The organism is Photorhabdus sp. RW14-46, assembly GCF_963887965.1.
GTDB classification, from domain to species: Bacteria; Pseudomonadota; Gammaproteobacteria; order Enterobacterales; family Enterobacteriaceae; genus Photorhabdus; species Photorhabdus laumondii.
In genome coordinates this window covers 9,465-28,464 of the sequence record NZ_CAWPHH010000016.1, presented here as the reverse complement: position 1 = coordinate 28,464, position 19,000 = coordinate 9,465, and the positions used below count along the sequence as shown (strand labels likewise).

3 protein-coding genes are annotated in these 19,000 nt (G+C 47.8%); all 3 read left to right on the top strand.

Annotated features, from left to right (window positions below; translation table 11 throughout):
• Positions 1-15 precede the first annotated feature (15 nt).
• Genes AACQ38_RS13890 through AACQ38_RS13880 form a run of 3 tightly spaced genes read left to right on the top strand, consistent with a single transcriptional unit; the run spans position 16 to position 18,985 of the window.
• Positions 16-6,165 carry a non-ribosomal peptide synthetase gene (locus AACQ38_RS13890; RefSeq protein ID WP_165578387.1) on the top strand — a complete coding sequence of 2,050 codons (6,150 nt, stop codon included), beginning with the start codon at positions 16-18 and terminating at the stop codon, positions 6,163-6,165.
• Positions 6,165-17,891 carry a non-ribosomal peptide synthetase/type I polyketide synthase gene (locus AACQ38_RS13885; RefSeq protein WP_165578386.1) on the top strand — a complete coding sequence of 3,909 codons (11,727 nt, stop codon included), beginning with the start codon at positions 6,165-6,167 and terminating at the stop codon, positions 17,889-17,891. The genes AACQ38_RS13890 and AACQ38_RS13885 overlap by 1 nt, the downstream gene beginning before the upstream one ends.
• Positions 17,888-18,985 carry a Gfo/Idh/MocA family oxidoreductase gene (locus AACQ38_RS13880; protein WP_011146564.1) on the top strand — a complete coding sequence of 366 codons (1,098 nt, stop codon included), beginning with the start codon at positions 17,888-17,890 and terminating at the stop codon, positions 18,983-18,985. Before AACQ38_RS13885 ends, AACQ38_RS13880 begins: the two co-directional genes overlap by 4 nt.
• Positions 18,986-19,000 lie beyond the last annotated feature (15 nt).

The following is a 19,000-nucleotide window of genomic DNA, read 5'->3' as shown; positions in this document are numbered from 1 at the left end:
TTATAGGATATCTTCATGCACAAGGATTTTGTCTCTCCAGATTCACTGCGTCAGATCATATCTGGCCTGTTTACTCAAAAAAATACACTGGTGGATGATAACGATGATTTAATTCGCAAAGGGCTGGACTCAATGCAAATGATGGCATTGTTAAACCAGTTGAGGCGTCAGGGATATCGCGTCACCCTTCGTGAACTGTATCAAAAACCCACACTGTATGCCTGGAGCCAGCTTCTGCAACGTCATGCGCCTGTTACTCATACAGCACTTAAGCCTGATGTGGCGCAGCCATTGATTGCGGATGCTCGTCCGTTCCCGTTGACTGCGGTACAACATGCGTATTTTGTTGGGCGTTCGCCAGAACAGACATTGGGAGGAGTCGGTTGCCATTTATATCAAGAATTTGACGGTATCGGGTTGGAGCCCGAACAACTGGAAGCGGCAATTCATAAGTTGATTCAGCGACATCCGATGTTACGAGTGCGGTTTTTGCCCGATGGTCGCCAGCAAGGGATGGCCGATGCTTATTGGAAAAAATTAACGGTTCATGACCTGCGCAGCTTTACAGCAGAAGAACAGCAACAAGCGCTGAATAATATACGTGAACAACTAAGCCATCGGGTATTACAGGTTGAACAAGGGGAAACGTTCGATATTCAGCTAAGTCTGTTTGGAGAGAATCAGCACCGGTTGCACGCTAATATTGATTTGCTGATCATGGATGCCGCCAGTTTTAGCCTGTTCTTTACTGAACTGGCGGCATTAATTGTTAAACGCAACCTGCCGGTTATTTCTTCTGACTACGATTTTTGCCGCTATTTGGTGCAATATCAGGCGCAATTTGCGCAGGCTCGACAAGAAGCAGAGATATTCTGGCGTAACCGGTTAGATACCCTTCCCCCTGCCCCGCAACTCCCTCTGGCTAAGGAACCTTCCCTAATAAAAAACGTCCGCATTCAGCGCAGATGCTTCCGTTTGGCTCCTGAACATTGGCAACGTTTTAAACAACTTGCTCAACAAAATGGTGTTACGCCAACGATGGCATTGGCAACCGCATTTGCCGGTTTATTATGTCGCTGGAATCATGCTCCCCGTCTGTTGTTTAACCTGACGTTGTTTGACAGAGCGCCATTGCACGCGGAAGTTGACAACCTGTTGGCCGACTTTACTAATATTTTGCTGTTAGATATTCCCGCTGATAACTTGCCGTTCTGCCAACTGGCTCAAGACGCGCAAGCAACATTTGCTGAAGCTTACGAACACCGCCATTGGTCTGGTGTAGAAGTTTTACGTGAACTTAAAAAACGCGGTAGTCATCCACATGGTGCGCCAATTGTGTTTACCAGCAATTTAGGTCGACCTTTATATGGTGAAAATACCCGTGATGTTCTGGGAAAACCAAGTTGGGGAATATCACAAACCCCTCAGGTATGGCTGGATTTCGTTGCATTTGAACATGAAAACACGCTGAATATTCAGTGGGATAGTAACGATGAACTCTTTCCTGACGGGTTAATGGATACCTTATTTACTGCCTATCAGGGGTTCATTGGAAATTTAACGGAAAACGCTACACAGTGGAGTAAAGAATTACCGGATCTGATGCCTAAATCGCAATACCAACTGCGGTATCAGATCAATAACACAACTGAACCTTTGCTGGATGCTCTTCTGCATGAAGGGGTGTTTTTGCAGGCAGAACGCACACCAAATATTGTTGCTTTGGTGACTAATAATAAGGAAATCAGTTATGGTGAATTAAGTTTGGCCGCTCGCCGGTTAGCAACCGTGTTGCAAAAAATGTCGGTTATACCGGGAGATCGGGTTGCCATTAGCATGGAAAAAAGTGTCGGACAAATTGTTGCGGTATTGGCGATACTTTATATCGGCGGCGTTTATGTACCGGTTCCTGTTGATCAGCCAGTAAACCGACGTCGTGCTATCTGCGAAAGTGCTGGGATTCGCGTCGTTATCATTGATCCTGAACAACACATTGATCTTGAAAAACAAGGTGATGACTGGTCACAAGATGTGCATTGTGTTTCTTGGCATCAGGATGAGCAATGGCCGCCTTTGGCAAACATGGTTAAGCGTGCGGTTACTGATCCGGCTTATATCATCTATACCTCTGGTTCAACCGGTATACCAAAAGGCGTCGTTATCAGCCACCAGAGCGCACTCAATACCTGTTTGGATATCAATCGCCGTCATCAGGTCCAAAGTAGCGACCGGTTATTGGCACTCTCTGCTCTACATTTCGACCTCTCCGTTTATGACATTTTCGGTATTCTCACCGCGGGAGGTGCGCTGGTATTAATTAATGAAGCACAGCGTCGTGACCCATCAACTTGGGAAATGCTGATCGCGCGTCATCATGTGACGTTGTGGAATAGTGTGCCCGCACTGTTCGATATGTTACTGACCTATTGCGAAGGCATGGAGGTCGATGCGCCGAAAGCACTTCGTACTGTAATGTTGTCCGGGGACTGGATCGGTTTGTCACTGCCTGAACGTTACCGCGCCTTCAATCCTGATGGTGTTTTGAGTGCAATGGGCGGTGCTACAGAAGCGGCTATTTGGTCAAACGAATATATCGTCAAAGCAGTTGAAGCACAGTGGCGCTCCATTCCGTATGGCTATCCTTTAGCTAACCAGCGCTACCGTGTCGTGGGTGAAGATGGTCGTGATTGCCCTGATTGGGTTGTCGGTGAGCTTTGGATTGGTGGCTCCGGTGTCGCATTAGGCTACTTTAATGATGAAGAACGTACTTCCGCTCAATTTGTTGTCGATCAAGGGGAACGCTGGTACCGCACCGGTGATCTGGGTTGTTACCATCCTGAAGGTTGGCTTGAATTTCTGGGACGTCGTGATAGTCAGGTAAAAATTGGTGGTTACCGAATTGAGTTGGGGGAAATTGATGCGGCCCTTAATCAAGTCACTGGGATTAGTAAAGGAGTGGCACTCGCCAGTGGCGAAAAAGAGAAGTCGCTAGTGGCGTTCCTTGAATTAGAAGGTGATTCTTTATGCCAACGGATCAATCGTGCACCGCAGTTACCCGCTGGCTATCGTGAGCTGTTCCCCGCAATGCATGCAATAACCGCAGATAGCAGTGAACCTCAAGTTGCCATGTTCCTGCTGGAACATCTATCTCGTCACGGTATTACCTTTACTTCACCGCAGTCACTGACAGATTGCTTGAAACACTATCAGCCCCAAGCGGAGTATCATGACTGGTTTGCCCGTATGTTGGCATATCTTTGCCAATGTAAGGTACTGGTTGAATCTACACCGTATATATATCAGGCCGGATGGTTACCCGCTACATCCAATGATCAGGCGATAGGTATCCCGGAACGTTGGCACACTGTGTTACGCGATGTTCTTACCGGGCAACAGACGGCGGTTGCATTACTTGACGATCCGCAATTCGCACCGGAACAACAATTGTTTGTGTTGCCAGAAACCCAGCAGTGGCTGGCCGGGTTGCAACAAGTCATCACCATCCTCTCTCAGAGATTACAACGCCCCGTGACTTTGATGGAGTTTGATGCTCGCAGCGGTCGCTGTGCGCAGTGGTTAGCAGAGCATATTACTGATCAGCACCTCTGTTATCTCGGCTTTGAACGTTCTCAGGCACTGGTCAATCAGGCGCAAACACGGTTAAGCGGTTATGCTCATGCATCAGTACAATATTGGTCTAAAGTGCAAGGTTGGTCTAAACAAGTTCCTGAATCGCTGCAACATCAGGCTGATATTATTCTGCTGAATAATGTATTACACCGGGAAGAAGATCCTGCACGTTGTCTCAAGGAATTGGTACCATTTGCTCAACCCGGCGCGTTGATATTGGCAATGGAGTTGCAACAGGCATCGTCTCTTTCCCTGATTACGACTGAATTGCTTTCACCTCAAGGTATTCAATTACGTTCTGCGTCACAGTGGTTATTGTTATTGCCACAACTATTACCACTACTACCACTACAGGCTGAAACGCCAATTACCATCGGTAACCTTAGTGTGTTATTGATGCAAACAAGTGACAGCGTAACCATTCCTGATCGGGAAAAAATTAAGTCTGTGCTGGCACAACATCTGCCGGGATATATGATCCCACAGCGCTTGCATATTATTCCTCGTCTGCCATTGACACCTAACGGCAAAATTGATCGTAAGGCGCTATCGCAAGAACTACAGTCTGCGATAAAAACAGAGACAGCACCGCGCCAGAATGAAATGGCCTTGTTGAATGCGGTGGAACAAACCGTTGCCGGCATTTGGCAACGCTTGCTCAATACAGAACAACTGGGCTGTGACAGTGACTTTTTCCAACTTGGCGGTGATAGTCTTCTGGCTACGCGTTTGGTTGGTGAACTGACACAACAAGGCTTTAAAGGTGAGCTGGGCCATCTTTTCCGTAACCCACAATTGGCAGCATTTGCGGCTACACTGGTTCCTCTGGCTGAAACTTCATCAACAGAGTGCGCTTTGCCGAAAGAGCAAAATGAGTACCGGCCTTTCCCACTCACGGAAGTTCAGCAGGCTTATTTGGTCGGACGCCATCCGGGTTTCGCTTTAAGTGGTGTTGGCGCGCATTTCTTTATTGAATACCAGATAGAGCAGTTAGATGTTCAACGTTTAAATCGGGTGTTAAATCGTCTGATTCAGCGTCATCCCATGCTCAGAACCGTGGTTGTCAATGGGCAGCAACAGGCATTAGAAAATGTCCCGCTGTTCTCCGTCAAACAACATCAATTCACCAATATTACGCAGGCAGATACATTACGCGAACAGCTTTCGCATCAAGTATTAGATGCCAGTAGCTGGCCAGTGTTCGATTTTCAGCTTGCGCAAGATGATGGGATTGTCTCCCGGCTATTTGTCAGCTTGGATAATCTGCTATTAGACGGGTTGAGCATGCAGATATTGCTGGCCGAGTTAGAACAGCTTTATCTCGACGAGCAGCATAAATTGCCACCATTGAAAGTCACATTCCGGGATTGTGTACTACGCCAGCAACAGGCACCAGCACATCAGCGTTCGCTGCAATATTGGCAGGAGCAAGTGAAAACATTACCACTGGCACCACAATTGCCACTGCGTATTGCCCCGGAAAAGGTTCAATCGCCACGTTTTGTGCGCTATAGCGATCGGCTATCTGCATATGAATGGAGCCAGTTGAAACAACATGCAGCTCCTTATCAAATAACGCCTTCCGCGCTATTAATTGCGGCTTATGCAGCGGTTCTTTCTGCGTTCAGTACTAAACCGGAGTTAACGCTCAACCTTACTCTGTTCGATCGCCCACACTGGCATGAAGATATCAATCACATTTTGGGTGATTTCACTTCTCTGTCATTACTGGCCTGGCACCCGGAGAAAAATTGGTTATCAAGTGCCCGTAGATTGCAACAACAGTTATGGCAGGATCTAGATCACCGTCACATTTCAGCAATTAGAGTGATGCGTGAATTGGCACAGAGCCGTAGCGCCGATGCGGCCATTATGCCGGTCGTTTTCACCAGTGCATTGGGAACACACCAAGGGCAATTCCTTTCGCATTCATCGTGGATGAAACCCGTTTGGGGTATTTCCCAAACGCCACAAATCTGGTTGGATCACCAGGTTTATGAATCTGATAATGAACTTTGTCTAAATTGGGATGCTGTCGAAGAATTGTTTGAACCACATCAGTTGCAAAACATGTTCAATAGCTACATGACGCTATTGCGTGCCCTTGCGGCTCAGCCAGAAAGTTGGCATGCAGCACTGGAACAATTGATGCCACGCCAGCAATCCGTGATGGTTGAAAATACTGCTGTTGCCATTGCGCCATCATTGCGTTCAGAGGGATATGACCCTCAAATATGCAGTAAAATTCAACGTCTGTTCTTGTCCATAACAAATCATCCTATTAACGCACAACAAAACTTTTTTGAGGCAGGAGCCAGCTCGCTACAGCTAATTCAATTGCACAGCAAACTACAACATGCGGGTTTTTATCATCTTGCCGTGACCGATTTATTTGCTTATCCAACACCAGAGACGCTCAGTTTGCGCTGCCGGAAGGATTCCCACGACGGAAATCGCCAGTCGATTACCCCTCGTCAGCGTCAACAACAGAAGCGTCTGCAACAACGGGAAAAACGTCATAAAGGAGCTGTATAATGACTGATTTAACGTCTCATTACGATAATTGCGATCCTGTCGCAGTGATTGGCCTTGCCTGCCGCTTTCCGCAGGCACCAGATAGCGATACTTTCTGGCATAACCTGCAACACGGAGCTGAGTGTACTGTTCCACTCTCCCGTCAAACATTATTAGATGCAGGTATTCCTCTTGAAGTCATTGAGAGTGAAAATTTTGTCAATCGGGCAGCGATATTAGAGAAAGCGGAACAATTTGACGCCTCGCTGTTTGGTTATTCACGGCAGGAAGCGGAGATGCTCGATCCTCAACAGCGTCTTTTTCTCCAGACCGCTTGGCATGCTCTTGAACATGCCGGTTATGCGCCACGTCATGTCCCGTTGAAAACCGGTGTTTTTGGTAGCAGCCGGGTCAGTACTTGGCCTTCATGGTCACAATTTTCCATGACCGATGTTGGCAAAGTTAAAGGGCTTCAAGCGTTAATCAGTAACGATAAAGATTATCTTGCGACACGTACCGCTTATAAATTAAACCTAAAAGGCCCGGCACTGACGGTACAAACAGCGTGTTCAAGTTCACTGGTTGCTGTGCATATGGCTTGTGAAAACCTGCGTGCCGGTGAGTGCGACATGGCGTTGGCTGGTGGTGTGGCAGTTTCTTTCCCGCAAGAAAGTGGTTACTTGTATCAGCCGGGAATGATCTTCTCCCCTGATGGGCATTGCCGCCCTTTTGATAGCCAGGCAAATGGCACCTATGGTGGCAATGGCGTTGGTGTTGTCACGCTAAAACGCCTGAGTGATGCTCTGCGCGATGGCGATCCCATCATGGCTGTGCTACGTGGCAGTGCAATTAATAATGATGGCAATGAGAAAGTTGGCTTTACCGCCCCTTCGGTCAACGGTCAACGCAACGTTATTATCGAAGCACTCCAACTGGCTGATGTCAGCATTGATGATGTTGGCATGATTGAAGCACATGGTACGGGAACGCCTCTTGGCGATCCGATAGAAGTTGACGCGCTACGCAGCATATTTTCTGATCGTAGTGTGGCGTTACCGCCTTGCTATCTTGGCTCAGTGAAAAGCAATATGGGCCATCTTGATACGGCTGCCGGCATTGCTAGCTTGATTAAAGCGGTTTTGTCTGTTTGGCATGGCTATATTCCACCGACGATCAATGTTCAGCAACCCAACCCGGCTTTACGGTTGGAACAAAGTCCATTCAGGCTGGCAACACAAGGGCAACGCTGGACACAAGCATTACGTACCGCAGGCGTCTCTTCGTTTGGGATTGGTGGTACTAACTGTCATGTCGTCGTGCAATCATTGCCGGAAGAATTACGTCGTCACCGTGTCCATCATGCGCAGACTTCGCCTTTATTGCTCTCTGCTGCTTCTGAATTTTCATTACGTCAATTGGCCCAACGTTATGCGGCTGCACTCAATGGTGCACCAGAGCATCATGCAGATCTGGCTTGGACCGCATTACAGGGACGTGATTTTTCATTACCCTGGCGTTTAGCATTGGCGCTAACGCCACAGAGTGCTGAAAATTTATCCGCTTTTGCCAACAAGAAACCAACACAAAATGTTTTCAGTGGGCAAATCAATAGCGAAAGTAAACAACTTTGGCAATTTAGCGGTCAGGGTTGTCAATGGTCTGGCATGGGGAAAGCAATGTATGCCAGCTCTCCTGTTTTTTCCGCTATGTTGGATCGTTGCTGTACAGCCTGTGCATCAGAGTTGGCATTGCCATTAAAAGCAGTCATGTTCGGAGAGCATGATGCTGCATTAGCCACCACCGAATACGCACAACCGGCAATTGTGGCGCATCAAATTGCACTGGCGGCACATTGGCAGGCACTTGGATTAAAGCCTGATTATGTATTGGGGCACTCGGTTGGCGAATTTGCCGCTGCCGTTGTTGCCGGGATTTTCACACCTGAACAGGTGATGCCGCTCGTGGCGGTACGAGGCAAACTGATGCAAAACTGCTCCCAAGGGGGCGCAATGCTGGCGGTTTTTGCCAATGAGGAAGAAGTACTTCCGTTCGTTCATTCGCTGGTATTAGATTTGGCGGTTTGCAATGGCCCACAACACTGGGTTTGGGCCGGTACAGAGACGGAAATTGCGACCTTGGCACAACGCTTGGAACAACAGCAGATTCGTTGCCAACGTCTAAACGTTGCCTGTGCAGCACATTCAGCCATGCTTGATGGTGTACTGGAGGCATTTTCTCTGCGTTGTAGCCAGTTGCAACCTGCATTGGGGGAAATTCCGCTGATTTCTACCCTGACTGCCAATATTGCAACGGCGGCACAATTAGGTTCACCGGACTACTGGCGTAATCATATGCGTCAGACCGTACGCTATTACCCGGCTGTTGAGTTTGCCCGCCAGCAAGGGGTGGCATTATTTATGGAGATGGGGGCTGATGCACAATTAACTGGCATTGGGCGACGGGTCAGTCTGCCACAGGAATCTTGGATTGCTGGCATACAGCGTCAAAACTCTCCAGAGACAGCTCAGCAAACGGCTCTCATGCAACTTTACTGTGCTGGTGTGCATCTTGACTGGCCGCATCTTTTCTCGCTTACTGGGGAAAAATGTCATGCTCCTCTCTATCCATTTGATGAGCAGCATTATCGCTTCCCTGCAACCAAATCTGTGCAGCCCACAACCAATATCAATGCTGGACTTGATGTAAATGCTCTGCTCGATCCTGCCATTGAGCAAAACCCCGATGCTGCAACACTACGTGAGTTGTATACCGATGCATTGGTATATCAATGTCATGGGCGTGATACTGAACAAGGTTTCAGTGCTATCGACACTATTCGGGCTGGTCGTCTGCAACCTCGTTGGTGCCCTTTGTTGGAACAATTGCTAACCTATTGCGTCCAGCAAGGTTATTACCGGGAAGTTTCTGGGCCAACAGCAAGTAAAATGTATTGCCCTGATCGTCCCCTGCCATATGCCAAACGCAGATTATTAGAGTCACGTTTATTCACCGCTTTTCCGGCTTTGATTTATGCGGGTGAGCGTCTATTTGCCCTGTTAAGCGATCGTTGTGATCTGCCGCGTCAGTTTGTATCAACCCAAGTTGCGACCAACTCATGGCTTCCCGCACCACAACCGTGTCCCAACACCCACTATGCCCTACACTGGCGTACAATAAACACAGATAACCCAAGATCTTCAACGGTATATACTCTCCGTTCTTCAACGGTGAATGACGAGATAGTTAATCATTGGCGTCAGGCGGGTATTGATTTACAGCCAGAAAGCGGAAATATCTTATTACTGCTTACCGGCAGTGATGTACTTGAATTATGCGATCAGGTTATTACCGAACTAAAACGTGATGAAGAAATACCATTAACCGTTGTCACCTGTGGCGCTCAACCGGAAACCACCTTATCACCAGAGAATATCAATCCAGCTCAATATGCTGTCTGGGCATTGTTACGTGTCGCAGTTGAAGAATATCCCCATCGTCGTATTCAAGCGATTGATATTGCTGATATCAACGATGCTGACGCTTTGTCATTAGCGCTTGGCTATTTGAGTGAACATAACCGTTGGCTGAGAGTTCGTGGCAATCAAGTCTCGGTGCCGGTTTTACAACGTCAATCCTTACGGCTTTCCCAACAGCCGATGTCGATTCCCCATCAGGGTTGGCATATCGTGACCGGGGGAATGGGAGGGATTGGTCAGATTTCCGTCCGTTGGCTGTTGGCTCAAGGTGCACGTAGAATTGCAGTATTTGCCCGTCGTCAACATGCGGATTGGGGCACTTTTGTTCAAGAGTCATCACTGAATACTGAATGTGAGATACGCTGGATTAAAGTTGATGTTACTGATACGCCAGCTTTGTTAAATGCAGTACAGACGCTGGCACAAGAGGATGGTATCGCCGGGGCAATTCATGCGGCGGGTATCGCTGATCATACCCGGTTGGCAGAACTTGAACCTCAATGTCTGTCACAGATGTTATCGGTAAAAGCCCTGAGTGCATCGGCGTTGCAAACTGCTCTTAAGCAACATAATGCACACTATCTGTTGCTTCATTCTTCTGCCGCATCAATGTTAGGCGCTCAAGGACAAGGTGCTTATGCCGTTGCCAATGCTTACCTGGAATCTTTGGCGCTGACAGCCCCGAATCCGTTGATAGTAAAAGCATTGGTTTGGGGTGTTTGGGGTGGCGTTGGTATGGCCCGCGAGCGGCGATTAGTGGAAAAATTGGCACAAGATGGCATGTTACCGTTCAGCGTCAATGAAGGTATCTGGCATTTTAATCAATCTCTGCGCAGTGCATCTCCTTGTTATCTGGCGATACGGTTGGATGAGCATCACCCTGATATTTCGCGGCGTTTACAGGCTGATACTGACCATAACCACCCAGTGGCACCCCCGGCACCTTCACACTCTGTCGATAACACGTTGTATCAGGACAGTGAAGAACGGCTTAATTGGTTGCGTCAACGTGTCGCTGCATTGCTGCGGTTAGAACAGCCTGAGCGTTTGGAATCGCAACAGGACTTACTGCAATTTGGTTTGGATTCCTTGCTGTTTCTGGAGCTAAATGCAGTGATCCACCAGCAATTTGGTTTCAGACTCACTGCCGAATTGGCTTATCAGAATATGAATTTAGAGGGGCTTAATCGGCTTATTGGCGACGCGTTACCTGAACAACAAATAACCGGCTCTCAGCCTGAGATCATTATTGACAGTGCCCAACGTTATGCTCCATTCCCGTTGACGCCCATTCAGCACGCTTACTGGATTGGTCGTACTCAGGCCATTGATTTTGGCGGTGTTGCGTGTCACGTCCTATTTGAATGGGATCTGACACTAGATCGTTTTGATATTCCGCGTTTTGAGAAGGCATGGAATGCTTTAATTCAGCGTCATGGCATGTTGCGCATGGTCGTGGATGAAGACGGGCAACAAAGAATTCTGCCTGAAACCCCTTGGTATGCTTTATCACAAGATGATTTGCGTATGCTGGATGAAACAGCTTGCCAACAGGCACTGGTTCAGCGTCGTCATACGCTTTCTTACCAGGTCCCGCCGGCAGAACAGTGGCCACTGTTTGAAGTTTCTGTTTCTCGGTTACCGAATGCACGTTGTCGCTTACATATGAATCTGGATCTGTTGCAGTTTGACGTACAGAGTTTCCGAATCATGATGGACGACTTGCAACGCGCTTACCACCAGAAGCCACTGATCCCGCAGGTGTTTACTTTCCGTGACTATGTGATGGCGGAACAAGCTCAACGGGCAAGTAAAGAGTGGCAGGCATCATGGGCATATTGGCAGCACCAATTACCTTCGTTGCCTCCGGCACCAAGATTGCCGCTGAATCCACAATTGCCTCAGCGTAGTCAGCCACAATTCACCACTTATGAAGGTCGATTAGCACAATCTGATTGGCAAATGCTTAAACAACGCTGGCAACAATGGGGTGTGACGCCTTCCGCCGGTCTGCTGACGCTGTTTGCTCATACTCTGGAATGGTATAGCCGTCATCCGCTGTTTACTCTCAACCTGACATTCTTTAACCGGCAACCTTTCCATCCAGAGGTTCAAGATCTGATTGGTGATTTTACCTCAGTCATGTTGATGGATTTTGATTTACGTAAGGCAACTTCCCTGCGTGCCAGCATGGAGAAAACACAAGCTTTGCTATGGCAACGGCTGAGCCATAACTATGTCAATGGTGTTGAGGTATTGCGAGAACTTGGCCGCCAACAAAATGGTGAAACTCAAAGCAGACAACCGCTGACGCCGGTGGTTTTCACCAGCATGTTAGGAATGGCGCAAGAAGGCGTCGCCATCAAACAATCGATCACTCAGTTACTGGGAGACCCGGTTTTTGTTCTGAGTCAAACCCCGCAAGTCTGGCTGGATCATCAAGTCATGGAAGTAGATGGCGATCTACTGTTTAACTGGTACTGCATGGATGATGTATTAGCACCGGGGGTTATTGAGGCACTGTTTGCCGCTTATAATGCGCTGTTAGTGCAAATTTGCTGCCAGCCTGACTGCATAGAACAGTATGATCTTCATATCCCCCCTTCCGGTCATACCCGTTATGACTTCTGGCCGCAACAACCTGAATTGCATCAAGCTGAACAATATTTGCGTGCCAAACCTGAAATACGGTTGGCAGAAATTCAGCCACGTCAGGATGACACGCAAGGTTATAACTTCTGGCTGGTGGCAGAGGACAATTTGTCATTATCGCTGCCAGAACCATTAGCGATAAACACCGATAAGTTACCGCTGCCTGAGTTAACTGAACAACAGGCATTTGAGCGCTCTTGGCAACACATTGAGCAGCAAGCGTTATTTGGCCTGAGTCAGACATTACTGCGCCATAATCTGTTCACTTATCCTCAGCAATGCCACTCTCGCACAGAGATTGAACAACATTTACAACTTGCGCCACAGTATCAGCGTCTTCTTACCCAATGGCTGACGTTATTAAACAACCAAGGATTGATTGAAAAAACCGCTGATGGATACCGTTGTTTGCAACCGCTTAATCGTGTTCCTGCTCCTACGGCAAAACTGGACAATGCTGTGTGGTGTCAAACGATTAGCCGTTATATCGCGACATGTATCGAGCAACATGATGCCCTGCTTGCCGGACGAAGTAATGCGTTGGAACTACTGTTTGCCGATAAACAGATCACTGCCAGCCTCTATAGTGAGAATCCCGCGTTACGATGCCTGAACCAAACGGCCGCTGAAATTGTCCGGCAATTGAGTCAGGTATCTGAGCATTTCACTGTTCTGGAAGTCGGTGCAGGAACCGGTGCAACCTCAGCGAAGGTGCTTGAACACAATGCACAATCGATTGAACGCTATCACTTTACCGATGTTTCGCCGCTATTTCTGGATGATGCCCGCCAGTTGCTTAATCACTATGGCGAAACCGTAAAATTTGCGCTGTTCGATATTAATCAGCGTATTGATTTTAGCCAACATCCTGCATCCGGTTATGACCTGATTATGGCGGTTAATGTGTTGCATGATGCAACTCATCTGCAAAACACCCTACAGCGCCTGTCACGGTTACTGAAAACCGGTGGATGGTTACTGATTATTGAATCAACGAAACGCGAAAGCGCTATGCAACTTGCTAGTGTCGGATTTATTGAAGGTATTAATGCCTGGAGTGATGATCGCGGCGATAGTGCATTGATGGATCTTGCGGACTGGCGTCAGTGCCTGGAGAAATCCGGTTATCGGGTTTCATTGGAATGGCCGGGGCAAGATGGGCCAGAACTGCATCAACAACTGATTCTGGCGCGGGCTGAACGGCAAGCACGGCTCAATGTCAGTGAAATAGCGGCACAATTTTCTACTTTGCCTTACTCATTGCATGTTCAACAGCAAGAACAATTACCGCTGATCGTGGCTGCTAAAGAGAGCGTGGCACAACGATCAACTCCAGAAGCAGTACAACCGGAAACAGCAGATGACCAGCTCCATGATATAGAAAAGCAGGTAATCGCGCTCTGGTGTTCACTGCTTCCTCAGCCAATACAGCGCCACAGTGACTTTTTCCAAAGTGGCGGTGACAGCTTAATTGCTACCCGGATGGTGGTGCAATTGCGTCGTCAAGGTTACGAACAGGCAAATCTGCAACAGCTTTTTGAACATCCGAAGTTGAGTGAGTTTTGCCGTACTTTGCGGACAATTGAAACAGTTGAAACAACACTCGCTACACAGGCTGTTCCAATTGAGACCAAGCCAGCATCGGAGCAAACGCTGCCACTGACTGCGTTGCAATATGCTTATTGGTTAGGCGAAAGCCAACTGTTTCAGTTTGGTAACGGTATCGCGCATTTCTACGCTGAACTGGCTATCAACGATCTTGATCTGCCTCGCTTCATTACTGCCTGGAACCGTGTGGTGAGTCATCATGCGCAATTACGTGGTTATGTGAAGGATGGGCAATATCATATTCTGCCGGAAGTGCCTTGCTATACCCCGACGGTAATTGACTGTCGTAACATGATGCCTGCTCAACGCGAGACAAAACTCGCGGATGCCCGCGATATCCTGCGCACTAAAGGTGTTCCTAGCGATAACTGGCCGCTGTTTGATTTGACGCTATATCGTACTGATGACCGGACGCACTTATTACATTTGACTATCGATCTACTGGTTGCTGATGGTAAAAGTTTGACATTAATCCTACGCGATTTGCAACGCGGATATCAGGAACCTAACTGGCAGCCAGAACCACCGGCAGCAACTATTAGTGACTATATTCAAGCACTGGAAGATGAGAAAACAGGGGAAGCTTGGCAGCAAAGCCGACAATACTGGCTTAATCGTTTACCCTATCTGCCTGATGCTCCAGAGTTGCCACTAAAAGATCATCAGTCACAAGAACTTAATCAACAATGTCTGACGGGATATATTAGTCCGCAACAATGGCAGCGTTTGCAACAACGCGCAGCAGAATACCGAGCTTCACCATCACAGGTTATGCTGACATTATTCACCCATATTCTGGCGGTATGGAGCAACAGCGAGCATTTCACCATCAATGTTCTGCATGGCAACCGACTGTTAATGCCGCAACATTGCGATACGTTGGTCGGAAATCTGTCCACTACATCATTGTTGGAAGTGGATTTATGCCATATCACTGGATTCAGTGATGCGGTAAGTCAGATACAGAAACAGTGGTTAGCAGATCTGCAACATGCTCTATTTGATGGACAACTGGTACTCAGAGAGAAAAATCAGCACCGTCACAATCTAAACGCCGGTATGCCAATCGTGTTCAACGATACAACCGGCACTGCGGGTCGGGGGCCATCAGGGCTGGGAACGCTGAATCTCTTTGGTGCGCAAACACCGCATGTTTATCTCGACTGTATGCTGATTTCTGGCTCAGAGGGTGGCGTTATCATTCAATGGGCAATTTTGCCGCAACTGTTCCAGCCACAAGTTGCAGAAAATATGTTTGCTCATTATCAGGCTAGCGTCGCCGCCCTGCTTGAACCCGATTACCAATGGAGCGCACCACTGCCAGAGTGGCTCCCGGTAAATGATCGAATTTTGTGCCAAAACAGTAATGCAACAACGCGTGTCTTTCCTTCCCATACGCTTTGTTCGTTAATTGAACAGGCAGTAAATCGCTACCCACAACGTATCGCGGTTGTTGATGCTTATCGTCAAATCGATTACCGCACTTTGTGGTCACAAAGTCTGGCGCTGGCTGCTCATCTACAAACACAAGAACATCAGCATTCGTCACTAATTGGCGTGGTGATGGAAAAAGGTTGGGAACAGATTGTTGCGGTTATGGCGATTTTATTGGCGGGACGGGCTTATTTGCCTATTGATGCCAGCTACCCGCAACAGCGCATCCATCAGCTATTGGCATCAGGGGAAGTTGATACTGTATTAACTCAACCTAAGTTTGCTCAACAAATGAGTTGGTCTGATAGTGTACAGGTTATCTCGCTGGATGAACTATTACTTAACCGCTTGCCGAAAAATACCGGTGGACAACGCTTGTCTGCCCATCCTGAGGATTTGGCTTATGTGATTTTCACATCAGGTTCTACCGGCAAACCGAAAGGCGTGATGATAGATCATCAAGGTGCGGTTAATACCATTCTTGATATTAACCAACGCATTGCTCTCAATGAACACGATAGCGTACTGGCGATATCAGAATTGACATTCGATCTTTCAGTTTATGATCTGTTTGGTACGTTAAGTTGTGGAGCAAAACTGGTGATTCCTTCTCCCGGTGACAGCCGACACCCCGACAAGTTATTGACGTGGTTACAACAAGAATCCGTCACAGTTTGGAACTCTGTTCCAGCATTTGTACAACTGCTTGAGGAATACGCCAGAGATTACCCACATTCCCTGAATAGCCTGCGTTGGGTATTGATGAGTGGTGATTGGATACCGACCAGTTTACCGGAAAGATTATCTGCTCTTCACCCTGCGTTGAATCTTCTCAGTTTGGGCGGTGCAACCGAAGCATCAATTTGGTCTATTGCCTATCCTATTGCTCAGGTTGATCCAAACTGGCGCAGCATTCCATACGGAAAACCACTGGCTAATCAGACTTTCTATGTGCTCAATGCAACGCTTTCGCCCTGCCCGGTTTGGGTAACGGGGGAACTCTATATTGGTGGACAAGGGTTAGCTTTAGGCTACTGGGCTGATTTGGAAAAAACTGCCCAAGCCTTTATTACCCATCCTCAAACCGGTGAACGGTTATACCGCACCGGTGACTTAGGTCGCTGGCGGCCAGACGGTAATATTGAGTTTCTGGGGCGCAATGATCACCAGATTAAAATTCGGGGCTACCGGATTGAGCTAGGTGAGATCGAACACCGCTTATGCGAGCACCCGGATATACAACAAGCATTAGCGTTTGCACATACTACGTCAACCGGTGCATTGCAACTTGTCGCGGGTTTGCGTTTGTCTGATGAAACCCCGCTATCTACAGAACTTTTACCGGTTCTGCCTCATTGGTTGCAACAGACCTTGCCTGTTTGGATGTGCCCACAGCGATTTATCATTCTTGATGCGATCCCTGTATCCGACAACGGCAAAATTGACAGACGCGCATTAGCTACCTTGGTTGAGGTGGCAGCACAGGAAGTCAATCTTGCATCGTCGGTTGCTCTCAGTGTGACAGCACAAGCTGTGTTGAACCTTTGGCAATCAGTATTGGAACAACAAGCTATCGGTGTGCATGAAAGTTTCTTTACGCTAGGTGGAGATTCTCTGGCGGCGGTACGGTTAATGGTGAAAATCAATCAGACGTTTAACCGTCAATATCCGCTCAGTCTGCTACAAACTTACGATACCGTACACTCTTTGGCTGAATTTATTGAACATCAGCCAGCAAACCCTTACCAAGGGGTGATATTGAACCAAGGAACTGTTGAGCAACCGGCCTTGTTTATCGTCCATCCTATTGGTGGGCATCTGTTGGGATATCGCCATTTGGCAGCTAATTTCGGCGACCAACGCATGATTGGGTTGGCATTTTCGCCAGATAATTTAACTCCAGATACCCCTTCCGTGGCGGCGTTGGCGGCTGACTATATCAGTCAAATCCGCGCCTTCCAGCCACAAGGACCTTATGCTTTGGCAGGATGGTCTTTCGGTGGATTGGTGGCTTATGAAATGGCTCATCAATTACGAGCGATGGGTGAACGCATTTCTCAATGCATCCTAATTGATAGCTTTGCGCCAAATGTGCGGGCCGATTTGACGCTGAATGAAACATTTTGTCATCGTCATTTCCTGCTCGATTTGCAGGGGCAATTCCCCGGTCTCACTCTGGATGATCATGTTATCGCTGCCGATACGGAGACCTTCCTTAATACGTTGCACGCTGCTTTGCCACAATCTGCACAGATTGATAGCTCGCTGACCGCACTTTATGACGTGTGGCACCATAACTTAAATGCGTTGCTTGATTACTGTCCACCGCAGACTTCACAGCCTTTCTGGCTTATTCGGGCAGCACAGGCACTACCTGATTTTATGGATTATCTCGATCCAACCACCATCGCCTCAATCGATCTTGGCTGGCAGGCTTTTGGGCCAGTCCATGTGACACAACTTGCGGGTGATCATTACACCTTGTTCCAACATCAACATGTTGGCTCACTGGTTACCTGTATGAAAGATATCTTGAATTCAGTATCAACCACTAATCTTGTTAAGGAGAACATATGATAAAGCCACGGCGGGTTCTGATTGTCGGTTCGAAATTTGGCGAATTATATCTTAATGCGTTCTTACAACCTCAGTCTGGTCTGGAATTAGCCGGTATTTTGGCACAGGGTAGCGCTCGTTCGCAGCAACTTGCCTGTGATTTTAATGTGCCCCTATTCCGCTCACTGGATGAACTACCAGATGATATTGATATTGCCTGCGTGGTAATACGGGCGGAGGTTATTGGCGGCAAAGGCGATCAGCTCACTCAGGCACTTTTGGCGCGTGGAATTTCTGTCATTCAGGAACATCCCCTTGATGCCGAAGCTATCAAAAAACATCAATTAACCGCCAACAAACATGATGCAATGTTTTGGGTAAATAGCTTTTATAGCCAATGTCATGCTGGAAGAAGTTGGTTACATGCGGCGCGGCAAATCACTCACTTATCACAGCAACGTCCGGTAAGTGGTTATTTGACAACCAGTCGCCAATTGCTATTTTCTGCGCTCGATCTGTTGTTACAGGCATGTCATTGTCCGGAACAGATGGAGATAGTTTATGTCGGCCAGCGAAGCGGTGCATTTCATTGCTTTGAACTTAGCTTCGAAGGGACAACCGTAACATTAAACGTGCAATCCTATCTGGACCCAAGAGATCCCGATATGCACAATCTGGTGATGCATAAAATGACGCTGATCTGGCCTGTCGGTTATCTTACGCAGGAAGCCAGTTACGGGCCGGTTATCTGGACACCCGTCCTTCATGCACCTGATCATCTGAATAACGAACAAAGCCTCTACCTGAATGCCAGTCAGCCGGATGATAACTATCTGTACCAAGCGACATCACAAATTCTTTGTCCGGCAACCAAAAACTGGATGACAGCATTTGAATGTGATGGGGCTAAAGGTGTGGCATTTTTGCTCAATACCTTAGGTTCTGTATTGAACGGTGCCCTTTGCCCACCGGCTTTTGCTTACGATTACCAACTGCGGCTAGCAGGTTTATGGCAACAAATTTTGCGCATTATGGGAGAGCCTGTTACTCAGGATTTATCGCCCCCTGTTTGGATTGAGCCAGCAAAATTGATGTTAACTAAGGAAGAATGTTGATGACGTGGGCACTCC